Source organism: Nocardioides caeni, assembly GCF_004912195.1.
Lineage (GTDB): Bacteria > Actinomycetota > Actinomycetes > Propionibacteriales > Nocardioidaceae > Nocardioides > Nocardioides caeni.
Genome location: NZ_STGW01000004.1, coordinates 692 through 18,658 on the forward strand (window position 1 = coordinate 692; position 17,967 = coordinate 18,658).

The window sequence follows — 17,967 nt, forward strand, 5'->3', positions numbered from 1 at the left end:
ACCCAGGGCGGCCACACCGACATCAAGGACGGCAAGAGCTTCTGCTCCCATCACCACCACCGCATCCACGACCCCGCCTACGGACACGAACTCCTCCCCAACGGGGACGTCAGGTTCCACCGGAGGCGGTGAGGGCTGGCGAGGGGTCTCGTGACGCCCGCTCGTCCCTCACGGGCTCCTCGACCACCTGGCGGGGCCGGAATCGAGTGCGCCCAGGAACGTCATCACCGTGAAACGCTTGTTTCGCATCGCCTTCACACAGAAGATCTAGTTTCAGTGCGCGACGAGGCGACAGGCAGGAGGTCCCGTGGGGATCGAACGGTTCAACGGGCTGAGTGAGGACGACGCCGCTACCGCGCTGCGCGCCTGCGTGCGGATCGACTCCTGGGTCGCTGCCCTCCTCGCCTCCCGGCCGTACGACGACGCCCACCATCTCCTCGCCACCGCTCGCGCCCACGCCGCGCGATGGACACCGGACGAGGTCGACGCGGCGCTGGCCGACCACCCCCGGATCGGCGAACGACCCACCAGCAACGGCACGACCGCCGACCACTCACGCCGCGAGCAGGCCGGTGTCGACGCCGCCGACCAGGCACTCGCCGACCGGCTGGCCGACGGCAACCGCCGCTACGAGGAACGCTTCGACCGGATCTACCTGGTCCGCGCCAAGGGCCGCAGCGGCGAGGAGATGCTCGACCTGCTCGAGCAGCGGCTCGGCAACGACGACGCGACCGAGCGCGAGGTCACCCGCCAGCAGCTCGCCGAGATCGCCCTGCTGCGCCTCGCCGACTTCCTCGACCTGGAGATCGACCCGGAGATCGACCCGGAGCCCACCACGACCGGAGGCCTGCCATGACCACCTGCTCCACCCACGTGCTGGACGCGGCTCTGGGACGACCGGCGGCCGGCCTGCCCGTCGTACTCACCGACCCCCAGGGGACCGTCGTCGAGGAGGCCGCGACCGACCTCGACGGCCGGGTGCGCTTCACCGCCGACCTGGGGCCGGGCCCCCACCGGCTGACCTTTGCGACGGGCACCTGGTTCGACGCGCAGGAACGCGAGTGCTTCTTCCCCGACGTCACGATCCACTTCGCCGCCGGCGCGGAGGCCGACCACGACCACGTCGCCGTGCTGCTCAGCCCGTTCTCCTACACGACCTACCGCGGAAGCTAGGACCCCGACGATGAGCGACTACCACCTCTCCGACCTCCAGCACGGCAAGGCCGAGTGCCGGCTGGTCAAGGTCGACCGCAGTGCGGCCGACGGGTCGGAGCACGTCCTCCACGACCTCAACGTCACGACCCAGCTGCGCGGCGACTTCGCGACCGCCTACACCGCCGGCGACAACAGCCACGTCCACGCCACCGACACCCAGAAGAACACCGTCTTCGCCCTCGCCCGCCAGCACGGGGTCGGCAGTCCGGAGGAGTTCCTGCTCGTGCTCGCCGAGCACTGGCGCGCCCAGCCGTGGGTCACCGGCACCTGGTTCGCCGCCGAGCAGTTCGCGTGGGACCGGATCCCCGCCAACGGCCACTCCTTCGTCCGCTCCGGCCAGGTCACCCGGACGGCCTGGGCACAGACGTGGGGCGAGGACACCTACGTGCTCGGCGGGCTGAAGGACCTGACCGTGCTCAAGAGCACCGGCAGCGAGTTCCACGGGTTCCCTCGCGACCGCTACACCAGCCTCGCCGAGACCGACGACCGGATCCTCGCCACCAGCGTGTCGGCAACCTGGCGCTATGCGGCGCCGCTGCAGGACACGTCGTACGACGGCGTCTTCGACACCGTCCACGAGGCGATGACCGGCGCCTTCGCCGACACCCACAGCCTGGCGCTGCAGCAGACCATCCACGCCATGGGTGCGGCCGCGCTCGACGCCTGCGCCGACCTGGCCGAGATCCGGATCAGCTGCCCCAACAGGCACCACTTCCTCGTCGACCTCGAACCCTTCGGCCTCGACAACCCCGGCGAGGTCTTCCTCGCCGCCGACCGCCCCTACGGCCTGATCTCCGCAACGCTCTCCCGGACCGGCGTCGACGAGCCGCGGGCCTGGACCGGGATGCCCGGATGACGCAGACCATCGCCGCCCGCCGCACCCTGGTCGACGGCACCTTCACCGACGCCACCCTCACCGTCGCGGACGGGCGGATCGCCGCCATCGGCCCGTACGACGAGAGCGCCGGCCTGACGCTGCCCGACTCGTCGTACCTCCTGCCCGGCATGGTCGACACCCACGTCCACGTCAACGAGCCGGGGCGCACCGACTGGGAGGGCTTCGCCTCCGCCACCCGGGCCGCCGCGCTCGGCGGCGTCACGACGATCGTCGACATGCCGCTCAATTCGATCCCACCGACCACGACCCCCGAGGCGCTGGCCCTCAAGCAGGCGGCGGCGCGCGACCAGGCGGTCGTCGACGTCGGCTTCTGGGGCGGCGCCGTCCCCGACAGCCTCGGCTCGCTGGAGCGGCTGTGGGAGGCCGGCGTGTTCGGCTTCAAGTGCTTCCTCGCCCCGAGCGGCGTCGACGAGTTCCCGGCCCTGGACCCGGCGCAGCTGCGGACGGCGTTGCAGGAGATCGCCTCCTTCGACGGCCTGCTCATCGTCCATGCCGAGGACGCGGCCGTGCTCGACGCGGCGCCGCACCCGCCGAGCCGGGCGTACGCCGACTTCCTGCTCAGCCGACCCGACGAGGCCGAGACGACGGCGATCCGGCGGCTGCTCGACGGGGCGCGGGAGACCGGCTGCCGCGTCCACGTGCTCCACCTGTCGAGCGCGCGGGCCCTGGACCTGCTGGCCGACGCTCGCGCCGAGGGGCTGCCGGTGACGGTCGAGACCTGCCCGCACTATCTCTGTCTCGCCGCCGACGCCATCCCCGACGGGGACGCGGCGTTCAAGTGCTGCCCACCCATCCGCGACGACGCCAACCGCGACGCCCTGTGGGCCGCGCTCGTCGACGGCGTGATCGACCTGGTGGTCAGTGACCACTCCCCCGCGACGACGGCCATGAAGTGCGCGGGCGACGGCGACCTCCAGCAGGCGTGGGGCGGGATCTCCGGGCTGCAGGTCGGTTTCACGGCGGTCGCCGACGAGGCCCGTCGGCGCGGCGTCGGGCTCGACCTCGTCGCGCGCTGGATGGCCCGAGCGAGCGCCGACCTCGTCGGGCTGACGACCAAGGGGCGCATCGCCGTCGGCTGCGACGCCGACCTGACCGTCCTCGACACGGCGACGCCCGTGACCGTCGACGTCGCCCGACTCGCCCACCGCAACCCGATCTCGGCCTACGACGGCCGCACCTTCGCCGGATCCGTGACCCACACCTTCGTGCGCGGCGTCGCCGCCGACCGCGAGCCCACCGGACGACTGCTGGAGAGGACCCGCTGACGATGCCGCTGGACGAGATCGCGCCTCCCCCGAGGCTGCTCATGGGCCCCGGGCCGATCAGCGTCGACCCGCGGGTGCTGCGCGCCATGGCGGCGCCGCTGGTCGGCCAGTTCGACCCCTTCATGACGACGACGATGAACGAGGTGATGGCGCTCTATCGCCACGTCTTCGCCACCGACAACGAGCAGACGTTCCTCGTCGACGGCACCGCCCGCGCCGGCATCGAGGCGGCCCTGGTGTCCCTCATCGAGCCCGGCGACCGCGTGCTGGTGCCGGTCTTCGGCCGCTTCGGCCACCTGCTCGCCGAGATCGCCGGCCGGTGCGGCGCCGAGGTGCACACGATCGAGGTGCCGTGGGGCGAGGTGGTCGCGCCGGAGCAGGTCGAGGAGGCCGTCCTGCGGCTGCGCCCGAAGGTCGTCGCCTGCGTCCAGGGCGACACCTCCACCACCATGTGCCAGCCGCTCGACGACATCGGGCGGATCTGCGCCGAGCACGGGGCGCTGCTCTACGTCGACGCCACCGCCTCCATCGGCGGCAACGAGTTCCGCACCGACGACTGGCAGATCGACATCGCCACGGCCGGGCTGCAGAAGTGCCTGGGCGGTCCGTCCGGATCGGCGCCGATCACGCTCTCGCCCCGGGCGGTCGACGTGATCAACGGCCGCCGCCACGTCGAGGCCGGGCTCCGTGAGATTCCGGGGGGCGAGGACTCCGACACCGCGTCCGGCCGTGTCATCGCCAGCAACTACTTCGACCTCGCCATGGTCATGGACTACTGGGGCCCGCGCCGGCTCAACCACCACACCGAGGCCACCTCGATGTTGTACGCCGCCCGCGAGTGTGCGCGCTTGCTGGTGGCCGAGGGCATCGACGACGCCGTGGCCCGCCACGCGCGGCACGGGGCCGCGATGCTCACCGGCGTGCAGGGGCTGGGCCTCGGGGTCTTCGGCGACCTCGCGCACAAGATGCACAACGTCGTGGCCGTGGGGATCCCGGCTCAACTGGGCGCCGTCGGCGGCGACGCCGTCCGTGGCCGGATGCTGGAGGACTTCGGGATCGAGATCGGCACCTCCTTCGGTCCGCTGCACGGCAAGGTCTGGCGGATCGGGACGATGGGCTTCAATGCCCGCAGGGACGCGGTCCTCACCACGCTCGCGGCCCTCGAGCAGGTGCTGCGCGCGGCCGGGGTCGCGGTCCCGCCCGGCGGTGGCGTCACCGCCGCGCTGCAGAGCTATGCAGGAGCCGGCGCGTGACGACCGCCGAGCAGGTCCTCGGCCGCTGCAGCGAGCTCGACACCATCTCCGCCTCGGACACCTGGCTGGAGCGCACCCACCTCACCGCAGAGCACCGCGCCGCCAACGACGTCGTCGGGAGCTGGATGGAGGCCGCTGGCCTGTCGGTGCGCCAGGACGCCGCCGGCAACCTGCTCGGCCGGCGCGAGGGCACCGAGCCGGGGATGCCCGCACTGCTGCTGGGCTCCCACCTCGACACCGTCCCCGACGCGGGCAGCTTCGACGGGATGCTCGGTGTCGTCATGGCGATCGCCGTGGCCGAGCGGCTGCGGCACGCCGTGCTGCCCTTCGCCCTCGAGGTGATCGGCTTCAGCGACGAGGAGGGTGCCCGCTTCGGCAAGGCGCTGCTCGGCAGCCAGGCCGTCGCCGGCACCTGGGACGAGGACTGGTGGGACCTGGCCGACCGCGACGGCACCACGCTGCACCAGGCGTTCCTCGACTTCGGCCTCGACCCGCGTGCGATCGGCGATGCCGCGCGACGACCCGAGGAGCTCGTCGGCTACCTCGAGGCCCACATCGAGCAGGGCCCCTTCCTCGAGGCCGCCGACGCCTCGCTCGGCTTCGTCACGACCATCGCGGCCGCCCGCCGGTTCCGGCTGTCGGTGACCGGCGAGGCCCGGCACGCCGGCGGCACGCCGTACTCCCGCAGGCGCGACGCGCTCGTCGGCGCCAGCGAGATCGTGGTGGCGGTCGAGCGGATCGCCAAGGGAGCCGGGACGCTGGCGACCGTCGGCCGGATCCAGGCCCAGCCCGGCGCCGTCAACGTGATCCCGGGGCGCGCGGACCTCAGCCTCGACCTGCGCGCCGCCACCGACGACGAGCGCGACCGCACGTGGGAGACGATCGAGCTCGAGGCCGAGCGGATCTGCGCCGACCGCGGCCTGCGCCTCGACGTCGCGCTGACCCACGTGGCACCCGCCGCGCCGTGCGCTCCCTGGCTCCAGGACGCCGTGATCGAGGGGATCCGGAGCACGGGCGACACCGATCCGATGGGGCTGTGGAGTCCGGCCGGTCACGACGCGATGGCGATCGCGGCGATCACCGACATCGGCATGCTGTTCGTGCGCTGCCACGACGGGATCAGCCACCACCCCGACGAGGGGGTCCGGGAGGTCGACGTCGCCCGCGGCCTCGACGCCTTCGAGCAGGCGGTCCTCGCGATCGCCCGGGACCTCCCATGACCACCCAATCGACCCGGCAGCCGATCGACGAGCGGATCGCCGAGCGCCATGACCTGCTCAGTCCCCAGGAGCGGCGAGCGGCCGCGACCCTGCTGGAGCACCTCGACGACCTCGCGACCTACCGGGCGGCCGAGCTGGCCGACCTCGCCGGCGTCTCCCGCGCGACGATGAGCCGACTCTTCCGCAGCCTCGGCTTCGAGGGCTTCGACGACGTCCGCGACCACCTGCGGGTGCTACGGACCTCCGGTGAGCCGCGACGGGTCGACGGCGCCCCCAACACCGCGGCCGTGGCCGCCGGCGAGCACGCCGCCATCGTCCGCGCGATCGAGCACCCGCGGCTCCCGGAGGCAGCAGGCCTGATCGCGCTCGCCGACCGGGTGCTCGTCGCCGGGTGGCGCAACAGCTATCCGGTCGCGCTGCACCTGCGCGAGCAGCTGGCCCAGGCCCGCGACGACGTCCGCATCGCGCCGGTGCCCGGGCAGACCACCGGCGAGGAACTCGTCGGGCTGGGCGCCGACGACGTGGTGGTCGTCGTGGGCTTCCGACGACGACCGTCGCACTTCGGCCGCTTCCTGGGAGCCGCCCGGGCCACGGGCGCGACGGTCGTGCCCGTCGCCGACCCCTCCGCGCTCGGCCACGCATCGTCGGCGAGCGTCTGGCTGGAGTGCCCGTTGCAGCACGAGCTCGCCTTCGACAGCTATGCCGCGCCCATGGCGCTGGTCAGCGTCCTCGCCGACGCCGTCCTCGCCGCCTGCCGCCGGACCGGACCCGCCCGGGTCCGCGCCATCACCGAGACCTACGAGACGCTGGGAGAAGTCGAGTGACGTCACCGGAGAGCCCCGACCACACCTGGCTGGCCCGCGCCGTCGACCTGGCCACGGCCAACGTCGCGGAGGGAGGTGGGCCCTTCGGTGCGCTGATCGTCCGCGACGGCACGGTCGTGGCGACCGGGCAGAACAGGGTGACCCGCGACCTCGACCCCACCGCCCACGCCGAGGTCGTCGCGATCCGCAGCGCCTGCCGGGTGCTGTCCGACTTCAGCCTCGCCGGCTGCATCCTCTACACCTCGTGCGAGCCGTGTCCGCTGTGCCTGTCGGCTGCGCTGTGGGCCCGCGTCGACCGGGTCGTCTTCGCCGCCGACAGGGACGACGCGGCGCGCGGCGGCTTCGACGACCGCGCGTTCTATGACCTCTTCGCCACGCCCCGGTCGGAGTGGTCGATGACCGTCGACAACGTCCGGCCCGCCGACGCGGCCGCGCCCTTCGACGCATGGCTGGACCACGAGTCGCGCACGGCCTACTGACCGACGAGGTGCGAGGGTTTCTCACCCGAGGTGTGGGGGTTCTCACCCGAGGCGCGTCCTCAGTCGGCCTGGAACCGCGCGTCGACCTCCGCCGAGACCTCGATGTCCTCCGGCGAGAGCTCCAGCTCCCCGCCACCCTGCTTGCCGGCGGCGGCCATCCGCGCGAAGGGCGCGGCGGAGTCGCCCATCGGCGAGAGGCCCTGGCCGAGCATCCCGGAGTCCGCGATCGCGACCGGGCGCACGACGCCGAGGCCGAGCGCGTCGGCGTACTCCTGCGCCCGCTGGGCGGCATTGCGGACGGCGCGGGTCCGCACCGCGCGCTCCAGCTGGAGCCGGTTCTGCTCCGTCAGCGCCCACACCACGCCGTCCAGGGAGAAGCCCTGCGTCGAGGCCACCTGCTGACCGACCCAGCGCGACAGGGCGGCGAAGTCGCGGAACTTCGCCTCGACACCCACGCTCGCGTGGTGCACCAGCGGCAGCTGCTTGCCGTCCTGGTTCCACGGTCGCTGCGCCCAGGTCCGCACGTTGCCCGTCGCCCACCAGGTCACCGGCCCCCGCTCGGGATCGTGCAGGGCGCCGATCGAGGAGCGCACGGACTCGACGTCGCGCACGACGCGGTCATAGACCGGCTGCAGCGCCGGGCCCTCCAGGGCCAGGGTGACCCGCACCGTGGCTCGCTCGGGGGCGTGGAAGACGCGGTGCGAGCCGCGGACGACGAACTCGGTGGCCATGGCCCGACCCTACGAGGTCGCCGGGCGGCGGGCCTCCAGCACACGGAAGCCCTTGGCGCTCGCCAGCCGGCCGGTCGGATAGCCCTGATCGTCCAGCCACCGCTGCAGCGAGTCGGCGCCGAGGTTCTTGCCGACCACCATGACCGCCCGGCCGCCCGGGACCAGCCGCGGCAGCCAGGTCAGCAGCAGCTCGTGGAGCGCCGCCTTGCCGATCCGGATGGGCGGGTTGGACCAGATCTCGTCGTACGACGCCCCGGGCTCGACCTCCTCCGGCGTCACCGCGGAGAACCGGTCGGCCACACCGAGCGAGGCGGCGTTCTCGTTGGCCAGCAGCACGGCCCGCTGGTTGACGTCGACAGCCGTGACCGTGGCGCTCGGCGCAGCGACGGCACAGGCCAGGCCGATGACGCCGTAGCCGCAGCCGAGGTCGAGGATCCGGCCGCCGGCGGGTGGGTCGGTCTCGCGGAAGAGCACGGAGGTCCCGATGTCGACGCGCCCGCGCGCGAAGACGCCCGAGCCGCTGACGAGGCGCAGGTCGTGGCCCCAGACGGTCGCCTCGACGGCGGCGCGCTGGAAGGGCGCCGTCGGGTCGGCGGTGAAGTAGTGCTCCTCGCGCTCGTCGCTCATGCGCCCTCCCCCGGCTCGATCGGTGCCCGGCGGGCCGTGGTCAGCTCGACCCGCTCCGCCAGCCCGGCGTCCTCGGGATAGGCGACCTCCTCGAGGGTCAGGCCGTGGGCGGCCACCACCGGGACCTGCGGGTCGCGCGCGCGAGCCACCAGCACCTCGGCGGCCCACTCGACGGGCTTGCGACCCTCGCCGACGGCGATCATGCAGCCGACCAGGGCGCGGACCATCGAGTGGCAGAAGGCATCGGCGCGGACCCGGCCGACGAGCAGGCCGTCCGGCTCCCGCGTCCAGCCGAAGTCGAGCAGGGTGCGCACGGTCGTCGCACCCTCCCGGCGCTTGCAGAAGGCGGCGAAGTCGTGGAGACCGACCAGGCTGGCCGCCGCGCGGTCCATCGCCGCGACGTCGAGGGGCCGGGGCCAGGCGAGGACGTGGTGGCGGGTGAGCGGGTCGACCAGCGCGGGGTCGTCGGCGATCCGGTAGGCATAGCGGCGCCACAGCGCGGCGAAACGGGCGTCGAAGCCGTCGGGCGCCACCACGATGCGGTGGATCCGCAGGTCGCGGTCCACGACCCCGTTGAGCCGCCGGGTCAGCTGCTCGAGCTGGCCCAGCTGACGCGCCGCGGCGGGCGACCCGTCCGGCGGTACGTCGACGTGGGCGACCTGGCCGCGCGCGTGCACCCCGGCGTCGGTGCGCCCGGCGCAGACGACCTGCAACGACCCCTCCGGCAACCGCAGCACGGTGGTCAGGGCGGCGGCGAGCTCGGCCTGCACGGTGCGCAACCCCGGCTGGGCGGCCCATCCGCGGTAGTCGGTGCCGTCGTAGGCGAGGTCGATCCGGAGCCGCACGCCCTCAGGGTAGGGGGTGAGCCTGGGTCCACCGATCCGCGGCTGCCGAGCGGCCCCATCCGGGCGCCCTGGCGGCGTTACGGACGCTCAACGGTGCAACCAGACCGCGATCGCGCCCGTGCCTTGCCATCGCACCCGTCTGGTGCCGCTCGCCACGCCGGGGACCGGTGGATACAGGCTCAGCCGAGCTCGTCCCGCGTCGGCGGATCGGCGCCCGGCCGGGCGACGGTGACCGCCGCGGCGCGGGCCGCCCAGGTCAGCGCAGCGGTCCACCCCGGCGGGTCGAGGTCGCCGAGGGCGTCGCGGGTGGCGTCCGGGCCTGCGGCGAGGAGCGGCCACAGGTGGTCGATCAGCGCGGCGGCGAAGGTGTCGCCCGCGCCGATCGGGTGGACCACGTCGGCGGGCAGGGCGTGGACGCCACCGGTCGACCAGTCGGCGCCGTGGCAGGCGTGCCACGACGCGCCCTCGCCGCCATGGGTGACGACGACGGCGGCCGGCCCGAGCCCGAGCAGGTGGGTCGCGGACTCCCCGGGGAGGCGATCGGGCCAGAGCGCGACCAGGTCCTCGTCGGAGGCCTTGACCACGTCGCTGAGCGCCGCCATCGCCTCGACGCGGGCGCGGACGTCCGCCCCCATTCCAGTGATCCCCGGTCGCAGGTTGATGTCATAGGACACCGCCGTGTGCGGCCGCAGCGCCTCGACCAGGTCGAAGGTCGACGCGCCGCCCGGGTCGACGAGCGGCCCGAGCGACGTCACGTGCACGACCCGCGGCACGTCCACCGCGTCGACGTCGGCCGGCAGCGACCACCCGATGTCGAACGAGTACGACGCCGCGCCGGTCGCGTCGACGACCGCCTCCGCGCGACCCGTCGAGTCGAGCACGTCGGGGTCGCCGATCAGGACGACGCCTGCGGCGGCGAGATGGGCGCGGATCAGGCCGCCCGCCCGGTCGGGGCCGAGGGCGGTGGCCAGCTGCACCGGCCGGCCGAGGCGGGCGAGGGCGACGGCGGCGTTGACCGCCGAGCCGCCCGGCCGCTGCTCGGCGGGACCCCCGTCGCCATCGTCGTCGGGCGCGACGAGCACGTCGAGCACTGCCTCGCCGATCACCAGAGCGCCACTCACGCCCCCACTGTGGCCCGCGCGGTCGGCCCCATCAAATAGGCTCGCGGCCATGGCACTCGAGACGTCGTTGGAGAAGCCGGCTCCGGTCCGCGCGATCGCCAACGCGATCTCGGGCTGGATCGACCGGCTCGGCGCCGTGTGGGTGGAGGGCCAGGTCACGCAGATCAGCCGGCGCCCCGGCCTGCAGACGGTGTTCCTGACGCTGCGCGACTCGGTCGCCGACATCTCGATCCCGGTGACCTGCTCGCGCGTCGTGTTCGACGGACTCGCGACGCCGGTGACCGAGGGTGCGAGCGTGGTGATCCACGGCCGCCCGACCTACTACGCCAACCGCGGCAGCCTGTCCCTGCAGGCACGCGAGATCCGGATGGTCGGTCTCGGCGAGCTGCTGGCACGCCTGGAGCAACGCCGGCAGCTGCTGGCGGCCGAAGGGCTCTTCGAGGCGCACCGCAAACGCCGGCTGCCCACGCTGCCCGCCCGGGTGGGCCTGGTGACCGCGCCGCGGTCGGCCGCCGAGCGCGACGTGATCGACAACGCCACCCGCCGTTGGCCGGCGGTGGTGTTCGAGGTGGCGCACGCGGCGATGCAGGGTCAGCGGTCGGCCGCGGAGGTGATCGAGGCGGTGCGCCGGCTCGACGCGCACCCCGAGGTCGACGTCATCGTGATCGCCCGCGGCGGCGGCTCGGTCGAGGACCTGCTGCCCTTCTCCGACGAGGGCCTGATCCGGGTGGTGGCCGCGGCCCGCACCCCCGTGGTCTCGGCGATCGGCCACGAGCCGGACACGCCCCTGCTCGACTACGTCGCCGACCTGCGCGCCTCGACCCCCACCGATGCCGCGAAGCAGGTCGTGCCCGACATGGCGCAGGAGCGGGCGCGGGTGCTCGAGGCCCGCAGCCGCCTGCGCGCCGCCCTGGACCGCCGACTCGACCGGGCCCAGGGCGACCTCGACACGCTGCGTGCCCGACCCGCCCTCGCCGATCCCCACACCCTGCTCGACGACCGGGCCGCGGAGCTCGACGACTGGCGACACCGGATGCGCCGCCAGCTGGGCCACCGGCTCGACCGGGCCCACGACGACGTACGTCACCATCGGGCCCGAGTGCAGGCGCTCTCGCCGCTCGCCACCCTCCAGCGCGGCTACGCCGTCCTCCAGGACGGCGACGGCCACGTCGTGACCAGCATCGAGGGCATCGCCGCCGGCGCCCCGCTCAGCGTGCGGGTGGCCGACGGCCGCATCCGCGTGACCACCACCGCCACCGCCACCGCCACCGAGGAGAGCCATGACTGACGCGACTGACGAGTCCGCCGGGGCCGCCGAGTCCGCCGAGAAGCCGTCCTACGAGGACGCCCGCGCCGAGCTCGTCGAGGTGGTCCGCCAGCTCGAGGCCGGTGGCGCCACGCTGGAGGAGTCCCTCACCCTGTGGGAGCGCGGCGAGGCATTGGCCAGCGTGTGCCAGGAGTGGATCGACGGCGCGCGCGAGCGCCTGGACGCCGTCGTGGCCGAGGCCGAGGCTGACGACGAGGACGACGAGAGCTGACCGCGAGCGTCAGTCGATCGGGGCGGTGGTTAGTGAGGCGACGACGGCCTGCAGCTCCGCCTCCGGCGCCGAGCCGCAGACGAGGACGGTGACGTCACCGACCTCGGCGACGTAGCCGACATTGCGGTCACCGTCGGAGTAGCCCTCCCACTCGCGCGCGACCGGCCGCGGTACATCGGTGGGAACAACGAATCCGTCGATCTCGACAGGCTCCTCGCCGTTGAAGCACCCGCCGACCAGGGTCAGCGGGCTGGCGTCCTGCTGCTCGACGCTGACGAACTTGTCGTCGTCGGTCAGGAGGCCGACGCGAAAGACGGGCTCGCCGGCCGGGTCGACCTCGACGCTCGTCGCGATCCAGCCGTCGGGCAGCCTGGCGGGATAGATCGGCTCGAGGTCCGCAAGCTGCGCGGCCGCGACGGTGTCGAGGTAGTCGACCGCCTCCGGCCTGGTCTCGAAGTCGGGCCGGAAGATCCCCATGAACCACAGCAGCGCACCGACGCCGAGGACGGTGACGACCATGGAGGCGACGAGGCCCCCGGTGGTCCGCTGGTAGCGACCGGGACGACCGGGCGCCTGCTGCTCGTTGCTCATGTCCTCCCCAGTGTCCCAGCCACATCGACGGGCGGTGACAGCGGCCCACCGGCACCCCGCATCCCGATCCGCACGTGAGACACCGTATCTGTTGAAAATGACGAGTTCACTGCCAGATCGGTGCAATTCTGCCGCAGATGCGACATCGTTGAACCCGTGACCACCTATCGCGTGGCCGAGGCCGCAGAGCTCCTCGGCGTCAGCACGGACACCGTCCGGCGCTGGATCGAGGCCGGCCGTCTCGCCGGTACGACGGCCGAGGGACGCACGACCATCGCCGGCACCGACCTCGCCGACCTGGCGACGTCGCTGCTCGACGATGCCGACCGGGGCCGCACCCGGGCCGGCGAGGTCAGCGCCCGCAACCGGATGACCGGGATCGTCACCCGGGTCGTCGCCGACACCGTGATGGCGCAGGTCGAGATGGTCTGCGGGCCCTATCGGATCGTGTCTCTGATGAGCGCCGAGGCGGCTCTCGAGCTCGGTCTCGAGCCGGGCGTCCGGGCGATCGCGTCGGTCAAGTCCACAGCCGTCGTCGTCGAACGGCCCGTCTCCCGGAGGTACGGGTGAACCGTCGCCGCGCCCTCGCCGTCCGCACTCAGGTCGCCGTCCTGGTCGCCGCGCTCGCCCTGCCGCTCACCGCCTGCGGCGACGACGGCAGCGAGGGCGAGGGCGGCCGCCAGAAGCTCACCGTCTTCGCCGCCGCCTCGCTGACCAGCACCTTCGAGCAGCTGGAGGCGCAGTTCGAGAACGACCATCCCGACGCCGACGTGCAGCTGTCCTTCGGTGGCTCCTCCGACCTGGTCGCCCAGATCGCCGACGGGGCGGCCGCGGACGTGTTCGCCTCCGCCGACACGAAGAACATGGACCAGTTCCTCGACGCCGATCTCGCCGACGGCGAGCCGACGGAGTTCGCCACCAACACGCTGGTCATCGCGGTCCCGCCGGGCAACCCGGCCGGGATCACCGGGCTCGCCGACCTCGGCAAGGAGGACCTCGACATCGTCGTCTGCGCCCCGGAGGTGCCCTGCGGCAACGCCGCCGTGCAGGTCGCCGACGCCGCGGGCGTGAGGCTGGCGCCCGACAGCGAGGAGCAGTCGGTCACCGACGTCCTCGGCAAGATCGAGTCCGGCGAGGCCGACGCCGGGCTGGTCTACGTCACCGACGTGGAGGCCGCGGACGGTGCCGTCGAGGGCGTCGAGTTCCCCGAGGCGGTCGACGTGGTCAACCACTATCCGATCGTGGTCGTCGCCGGGAGCGACGAGACGGACCTCGCCCGCGCGTGGATCGACCTCGTCCTCGGCGACGGACAGGCCGTCCTCGGCAGGGCGGGCTTCGGCCCGCCGGCCTCCTGATCGATGATCGACGCATGAGGACGTCTCGGACCCGCCACGTCGGCCTGCCTCGGTGGGTGTTCGTGCCCGCCGTGCTGGCCGGCGTGTTCGTGGTGCTTCCGGTCGCCTCGCTCGCCACCCGGATCACCTGGTCGGACTTCCCCGACCTGATCGCCTCCGACGCCGCGCTCGAGGCCCTCGAGCTGAGCCTGCGTACCTCGTCGGCCAGCACGACGCTGTGCCTGCTGCTCGGCATCCCGCTGGCGCTCGTCCTGGCGCGCAGCCAGTCCCGTTGGCTCGGCCTGCTGCGGTCGCTCGTGCTCCTGCCCCTCGTCCTGCCGCCCGTGGTCGGCGGCATCGCCCTGCTCGCGGCCTTCGGGCGCCGCGGTCTGCTGGGCGAGCAGCTCGACGCGTGGGGCGTGCAGATCGCGTTCTCGACGATCGCTGTGGTCATGGCGCAGACCTTCGTCTCGCTACCGTTCCTCGTCGTCAGCCTCGAGGGCGCGCTGCGCACCGCGGGTGAGCGCTACGACGTGGTCGCGGCCTCGCTCGGCGCCGCACCGACCACGGTGCTGCGCCGGGTGACCCTCCCCCTCGTGCTGCCCGGTCTCGCCTCCGGCACCGTCCTCGCGTTCGCCCGCTCGCTGGGCGAGTTCGGCGCCACCGTGACCTTCGCCGGCAGCCTCGAGGGCACCACCCGCACCCTGCCGCTGCTGATCTACAACCTGCGGGCCGTCGACGCGGACGCCGCCGTGGCCATGTCGTTGCTCCTGGTCGCCGTGGCGATCCTCGTCATCGGCCTGGTCCGTCCGCGAGGTGCGTCATGAGCACGCCCGGCACCCCCGCAAGCACCGCCACGAGCGGCGCGCTGGCGGTCCGCGTCGGCGTCGACCAGCGCGACGTGGACGTCGCGTTCGAGGTCGCACCCGGGGAGACCGTCGCGATCCTCGGGCCCAACGGCGCCGGCAAGTCGACGACGTTGGAGGTGATCAGCGGTCTCCTGCGCCCCGACAGCGGCCATGTCGTGCTCGACGGCCGGGTCCTCACCGGGCCCCGCGCCTGGGTCGCGCCCCACACCCGCCGCATCGCCCTGCTCGCCCAGGACCCGCTGCTCTTCCCCCATCTCAGCGTCCTCGACAACGTCGCGTTCGGCCCGCGCAGCACCGGCTCCGGGCGTCGCGACGCCCGGGCGATCGCCGGACGCTGGCTCGGCGCCGTCGACGCCGTCGACCTGGCGGAGCGCCGCCCCGCCGAGCTCTCCGGCGGGCAGGCCCAGCGCGTCGCGGTCGCCCGCGCCCTCGCGGCCGAGCCGCGCGTCCTGCTGCTCGACGAACCCATGGCCGCCCTCGACATCGCGGTCGCCCCCGCCCTGCGTCAGCTCCTGCGTGACGTCCTCGTCGACCAGACCACCGTCCTCGTCACCCACCACGTGCTCGACGCGCTGCTCCTGGCCGACCGGGTCGTCGTCATCGAGGACGGCCGCGTCGTCGAGGACGGGCCGACGGGCGTCGTACTCTCCCGGCCGCGGAGCGCCTTCGCCGCGCGCTTCGCCGGCCTCAACCTGATCGCCGGCACCGCCACCGGCACCACGACCGCGACCGGTGTACGCCGCCCCGACGGCACCGTCGTCCACGGCGTCCCCGCCGACCCCGCCCCCCGCCCGGACGCCCCCGCTGTCGCGGTCTTCCGTCCGTCCGCGGTCGCGGTCCACCGAGTCGCCCCCGGCGGCAGTCCTCGCAACGCCCTGCCCGTGACGATCACCGAGCTCGAGCCGCTCGGCGACCTGGTCCGGGTCCGCAGCCACGACCTCGCCGCCGACGTGACGCCCGCCGCCGTCGCCGATCTCCGCCTCGCCCCCGGCCTCCCCGTCACGTTCGTCGTCAAGGCTTCCGAGGTCGACGTCTTCGCCAGCTGACCCGTCCCCCCACGAAGTGCGCCGGCCTCTCACCCGAGGTGCGAGGGTTTCTCACCCGAGGTTCGAGAGTTTCTCGCCTCGCCCGTCCGGCAGGCGCACGAGTGCCGGCGGAGGGCCGCGCGGACGATAGGGTTCGCCCCATGAACGACGACCTCGCCGTGGAGCCGCCCGCCCCCGACCGCAACCTTGCGCTCGAGCTGGTCAGGGTGACCGAAGCCGCCGCGATGGCCGCCGGACGCTGGGTCGGCCGGGGCGACAAGAACGGCGCCGACGGCGTGGCCGTGCAGGCGATGCGCGTCATGATCTCGACCATCGGCATGGACGGCACGGTCGTCATCGGCGAGGGCGAGAAGGACAACGCGCCGATGCTGTTCAACGGCGAGCGCGTCGGCGACGGCAACGGGCCGGAGTGCGACGTCGCGGTCGACCCGATCGACGGTACGACGCTCACCGCCAAGGGCATGCCCAACGCGGTGGCCGTGCTCGCGGTGGCCCCGCGGGGCACGATGTACGACCCGTCGGCCGTGTTCTACATGGAGAAGCTCGTCACCGGCCCGGAGGCGGCCGAGGTCGTCGACATCCGCTATCCCGTCGCCGAGAACATCCACCAGGTCGCCAAGGCGAAGGGCTCGAACCCCTCCGACGTCACCGTCGTCCTGCTCGACCGCCCCCGCCACGACCAGCTGGCCGAGGAGATCCGTGCCACCGGCGCCCGGATCAAGTTCATCACCGACGGCGACGTCGCCGGCGCGATCATGGCCGCCCGCGCCGACACCGGCATCGACCTGCTGATGGGCATCGGCGGCACCCCCGAGGGCATCATCGCCGCCTGCGCCATGAAGGCGATGGGTGGCACCATCCAGGGTCGCCTCTGGCCGACCGACGACGCGGAGCGCCAGCGCGCCATCGACGCGGGTCACAACCTCGACCCCGACCACGTCCTCACCACCGACATGCTGGTGACCGGTGACGACTGCTTCTTCGTCGCCACCGGCATCACCGACGGCGAGCTGGTGCGCGGCGTGCGCTACCGCGCCGGCGGTGCGGTCACGCAGTCGCTCGTCATGCGCTCGCGCAGCGGCACGATCCGCACCATCACCTCCGAGCACCAGCTCTCGAAGCTGCGCGGCTTCTCCAGCATCGATTTCGACTAGGCGGTCTCGACGACCGACAGGCCGCCCGCGGCGGCTGCGGTCCGATGGCGCACCAGCGCCTCGGTGACGGCGTCGATGACGCGCGGGTCGACGGCCATGCCGACGTGGGAGGCGCGGACCTCGACGGCCTCACCCTGCGGGTCGATGCAGGCCGGCCAGGCGACGATGCCGTCGCGCCGTGAATAGATGTTGGTCATCGCGACATCGGAGCGCAGCGGCTCCTGCGACTCGGTGAAGCTGAGGTGGGCACACTCGCCACCGATGCACTCCGCCGTCATCACCTTGGGCACGCCGGCAGCGGCGAGGCGGGTGAGGACCGAGGCGCCGCGGGTGAGCAGCGCGTGGTGGGCCGCGGGCGCGCGCATCGGGCTGCCCATCGTGACGATCCCGGCGACGAGATCGGGTCGGCGGGCGGCGAGCCCGCGGGCGATCATGCCGCCGAGACTGTGGCCGACGATCTGCACGCGGGCGCCGCGGCGCTCGGCGAGCTGCTCGAGGCGGCCCTCCATCGTCAGGGCGGTGTCGAGGGTGCAGCCGACGTTGGCGGCGATGCTCGAGCGATAGGTGCGGAACCCGCGGGCACGCAGCTCCGACGCCATCAACCGCAAGGTCCAGTCGCCCGCGAGGAAGCCGGGGATGAGCAGCACCGGCTCACCGATCCGCTCCGCGTGCCGGGCGGCGTACGGCGTACGGCGGCGCGCACCCCGCAGCGTGCGCTGGCCGACGGCGTAGCGGCCGGCCTCGGTGACGATCGAGCCCTCACGCAGCAGGGCGGCCAGTGCGGGGCGCCGGAACCCGTCGGGGAGCAGGAACGGCGCCATGGTGTTCTCGCTCACGCTTTCACGTTACCCAGTTGAAACCCGAACTACCCGGGTTTGGGCACACTGTGGGTATGTCTCGCCGGCCTGTCCGTCCGTCCCCCTCCGAAATGACCACCTCGGATGAGTTGTTCGCGCC

21 protein-coding genes are annotated in these 17,967 nt (G+C 73.4%); 15 read left to right on the top strand and 6 right to left on the bottom strand.

Annotated features, from left to right (window positions below):
- The first annotated feature begins 307 nt into the window (after positions 1-307).
- Genes uraD through E9934_RS07625 form a run of 8 tightly spaced genes read left to right on the top strand, consistent with a single transcriptional unit; the run spans position 308 to position 7,154 of the window.
- The gene (gene uraD / locus E9934_RS07590) at positions 308-856 is read left to right on the top strand and encodes a 2-oxo-4-hydroxy-4-carboxy-5-ureidoimidazoline decarboxylase (protein WP_136562294.1); all 549 of its coding nucleotides are present in this window, start codon (positions 308-310) and stop codon (positions 854-856) included.
- The gene (uraH, locus tag E9934_RS07595) at positions 853-1,173 is read left to right on the top strand and encodes a hydroxyisourate hydrolase (RefSeq protein WP_136562295.1); all 321 of its coding nucleotides are present in this window, start codon (positions 853-855) and stop codon (positions 1,171-1,173) included. The genes uraD and uraH overlap by 4 nt, the downstream gene beginning before the upstream one ends.
- 10 nt (positions 1,174-1,183) lie before the next feature.
- Positions 1,184-2,071 (top strand): factor-independent urate hydroxylase, encoded by an 888-nt coding sequence (gene pucL / locus E9934_RS07600; RefSeq protein ID WP_136562296.1) that lies wholly within the window; start codon positions 1,184-1,186, stop codon positions 2,069-2,071.
- Positions 2,068-3,378: an allantoinase AllB gene (allB, locus tag E9934_RS07605; RefSeq protein WP_136562297.1), complete on the top strand. Its 1,311-nt coding sequence runs from the start codon at positions 2,068-2,070 to the stop codon at positions 3,376-3,378. The genes pucL and allB overlap by 4 nt, the downstream gene beginning before the upstream one ends.
- A gap of 2 nt (positions 3,379-3,380) precedes the next feature.
- A complete protein-coding gene (locus E9934_RS07610) occupies positions 3,381-4,631 on the top strand; it encodes a pyridoxal-phosphate-dependent aminotransferase family protein (protein ID WP_238694827.1) in 1,251 nt (416 codons plus the stop codon).
- A complete protein-coding gene (locus E9934_RS07615; RefSeq protein WP_136562298.1) occupies positions 4,628-5,851 on the top strand; it encodes an allantoate amidohydrolase in 1,224 nt (407 codons plus the stop codon). The genes E9934_RS07610 and E9934_RS07615 overlap by 4 nt, the downstream gene beginning before the upstream one ends.
- Entirely contained in the window at positions 5,848-6,675 is an 828-nt protein-coding gene (locus E9934_RS07620) for a MurR/RpiR family transcriptional regulator (protein WP_136562299.1), read from the top strand. The genes E9934_RS07615 and E9934_RS07620 overlap by 4 nt, the downstream gene beginning before the upstream one ends.
- Positions 6,672-7,154, top strand: a complete 483-nt coding sequence (locus E9934_RS07625; RefSeq protein ID WP_136562300.1) for a nucleoside deaminase — start codon at positions 6,672-6,674, stop codon at positions 7,152-7,154. The genes E9934_RS07620 and E9934_RS07625 overlap by 4 nt, the downstream gene beginning before the upstream one ends.
- 59 nt (positions 7,155-7,213) lie before the next feature.
- On the opposite strand, the gene E9934_RS07630 is transcribed toward E9934_RS07625, so the two are convergent.
- From E9934_RS07630 to E9934_RS07645, 4 genes are all read right to left on the bottom strand, one after another.
- Positions 7,214-7,885: an SIMPL domain-containing protein gene (locus tag E9934_RS07630; protein ID WP_136562301.1), complete on the bottom strand. Its 672-nt coding sequence runs from the start codon at positions 7,883-7,885 to the stop codon at positions 7,214-7,216.
- A gap of 9 nt (positions 7,886-7,894) precedes the next feature.
- Positions 7,895-8,512 carry a class I SAM-dependent methyltransferase gene (locus E9934_RS07635; protein WP_136562302.1) on the bottom strand — a complete coding sequence of 206 codons (618 nt, stop codon included), beginning with the start codon at positions 8,510-8,512 and terminating at the stop codon, positions 7,895-7,897.
- Positions 8,509-9,357, bottom strand: a complete 849-nt coding sequence (gene truA, locus E9934_RS07640) for a tRNA pseudouridine(38-40) synthase TruA (RefSeq protein WP_136562303.1) — start codon at positions 9,355-9,357, stop codon at positions 8,509-8,511. Before truA ends, E9934_RS07635 begins: the two co-directional genes overlap by 4 nt.
- A 179-nt stretch (positions 9,358-9,536) precedes the next feature.
- Positions 9,537-10,478 (bottom strand): PfkB family carbohydrate kinase, encoded by a 942-nt coding sequence (locus E9934_RS07645; RefSeq protein WP_238694828.1) that lies wholly within the window; start codon positions 10,476-10,478, stop codon positions 9,537-9,539.
- A 49-nt stretch (positions 10,479-10,527) separates the two neighbouring features.
- Between E9934_RS07645 and xseA the strand changes: the two genes are divergently transcribed.
- Together xseA and E9934_RS07655 are read left to right on the top strand one after the other, a co-directional pair.
- Entirely contained in the window at positions 10,528-11,766 is a 1,239-nt protein-coding gene (xseA, locus tag E9934_RS07650) for an exodeoxyribonuclease VII large subunit (RefSeq protein WP_136562305.1), read from the top strand.
- The gene (locus E9934_RS07655) at positions 11,759-12,016 is read left to right on the top strand and encodes an exodeoxyribonuclease VII small subunit (RefSeq protein ID WP_136562306.1); all 258 of its coding nucleotides are present in this window, start codon (positions 11,759-11,761) and stop codon (positions 12,014-12,016) included. The genes xseA and E9934_RS07655 overlap by 8 nt, the downstream gene beginning before the upstream one ends.
- A 9-nt stretch (positions 12,017-12,025) precedes the next feature.
- Here E9934_RS07655 and E9934_RS07660 read toward each other — a convergent pair whose 3' ends face one another.
- Positions 12,026-12,607 (bottom strand): DUF4245 domain-containing protein, encoded by a 582-nt coding sequence (locus E9934_RS07660; protein ID WP_136562307.1) that lies wholly within the window; start codon positions 12,605-12,607, stop codon positions 12,026-12,028.
- 156 nt (positions 12,608-12,763) lie between these two features.
- Between E9934_RS07660 and E9934_RS07665 the strand changes: the two genes are divergently transcribed.
- From E9934_RS07665 to glpX, 5 genes are all read left to right on the top strand, one after another.
- Positions 12,764-13,177: a TOBE domain-containing protein gene (locus tag E9934_RS07665; protein ID WP_136562308.1), complete on the top strand. Its 414-nt coding sequence runs from the start codon at positions 12,764-12,766 to the stop codon at positions 13,175-13,177.
- Positions 13,174-13,962, top strand: a complete 789-nt coding sequence (gene modA / locus E9934_RS07670; protein ID WP_136562309.1) for a molybdate ABC transporter substrate-binding protein — start codon at positions 13,174-13,176, stop codon at positions 13,960-13,962. Before E9934_RS07665 ends, modA begins: the two co-directional genes overlap by 4 nt.
- 14 nt (positions 13,963-13,976) lie before the next feature.
- Positions 13,977-14,768 carry an ABC transporter permease gene (locus E9934_RS07675; protein WP_136562310.1) on the top strand — a complete coding sequence of 264 codons (792 nt, stop codon included), beginning with the start codon at positions 13,977-13,979 and terminating at the stop codon, positions 14,766-14,768.
- Positions 14,765-15,856, top strand: coding sequence for a sulfate/molybdate ABC transporter ATP-binding protein (locus tag E9934_RS07680; protein WP_136562311.1), 1,092 nt, complete (start codon positions 14,765-14,767; stop codon positions 15,854-15,856). The genes E9934_RS07675 and E9934_RS07680 overlap by 4 nt, the downstream gene beginning before the upstream one ends.
- A gap of 140 nt (positions 15,857-15,996) precedes the next feature.
- Positions 15,997-17,010, top strand: coding sequence for a class II fructose-bisphosphatase (gene glpX, locus E9934_RS07685; RefSeq protein WP_136562312.1), 1,014 nt, complete (start codon positions 15,997-15,999; stop codon positions 17,008-17,010).
- Here the strand turns inward: glpX and E9934_RS07690 are convergent.
- A complete protein-coding gene (locus E9934_RS07690) occupies positions 17,007-17,846 on the bottom strand; it encodes an esterase/lipase family protein (protein WP_136562313.1) in 840 nt (279 codons plus the stop codon). The genes glpX and E9934_RS07690 overlap by 4 nt on opposite strands.
- Between the last annotated feature and the right edge of the window lie 121 nt (positions 17,847-17,967).

Bases quoted from the DNA above. Each gene is read 5' to 3' on its own strand.
- E9934_RS07675 (WP_136562310.1), top strand. From the start codon at position 13,977: ATGAGGACGTCTCGGACCCGCCACGTCGGCCTGCCTCGGTGGGTGTTC.
- xseA (WP_136562305.1), top strand. From the start codon at position 10,528: ATGGCACTCGAGACGTCGTTGGAGAAGCCGGCTCCGGTCCGCGCGATC.
- E9934_RS07630 (WP_136562301.1), bottom strand. From the start codon at position 7,885: ATGGCCACCGAGTTCGTCGTCCGCGGCTCGCACCGCGTCTTCCACGCC.
- E9934_RS07655 (WP_136562306.1), top strand. From the start codon at position 11,759: ATGACTGACGCGACTGACGAGTCCGCCGGGGCCGCCGAGTCCGCCGAG.
- E9934_RS07620 (WP_136562299.1), top strand. From the start codon at position 5,848: ATGACCACCCAATCGACCCGGCAGCCGATCGACGAGCGGATCGCCGAG.
- E9934_RS07660 (WP_136562307.1), bottom strand. From the start codon at position 12,607: ATGAGCAACGAGCAGCAGGCGCCCGGTCGTCCCGGTCGCTACCAGCGG.
- allB (WP_136562297.1), top strand. From the start codon at position 2,068: ATGACGCAGACCATCGCCGCCCGCCGCACCCTGGTCGACGGCACCTTC.
- pucL (WP_136562296.1), top strand. From the start codon at position 1,184: ATGAGCGACTACCACCTCTCCGACCTCCAGCACGGCAAGGCCGAGTGC.
- glpX (WP_136562312.1), top strand. From the start codon at position 15,997: ATGAACGACGACCTCGCCGTGGAGCCGCCCGCCCCCGACCGCAACCTT.
- E9934_RS07610 (WP_238694827.1), top strand. From the start codon at position 3,381: ATGCCGCTGGACGAGATCGCGCCTCCCCCGAGGCTGCTCATGGGCCCC.
- E9934_RS07635 (WP_136562302.1), bottom strand. From the start codon at position 8,512: ATGAGCGACGAGCGCGAGGAGCACTACTTCACCGCCGACCCGACGGCG.
- E9934_RS07680 (WP_136562311.1), top strand. From the start codon at position 14,765: ATGAGCACGCCCGGCACCCCCGCAAGCACCGCCACGAGCGGCGCGCTG.
- uraH (WP_136562295.1), top strand. From the start codon at position 853: ATGACCACCTGCTCCACCCACGTGCTGGACGCGGCTCTGGGACGACCG.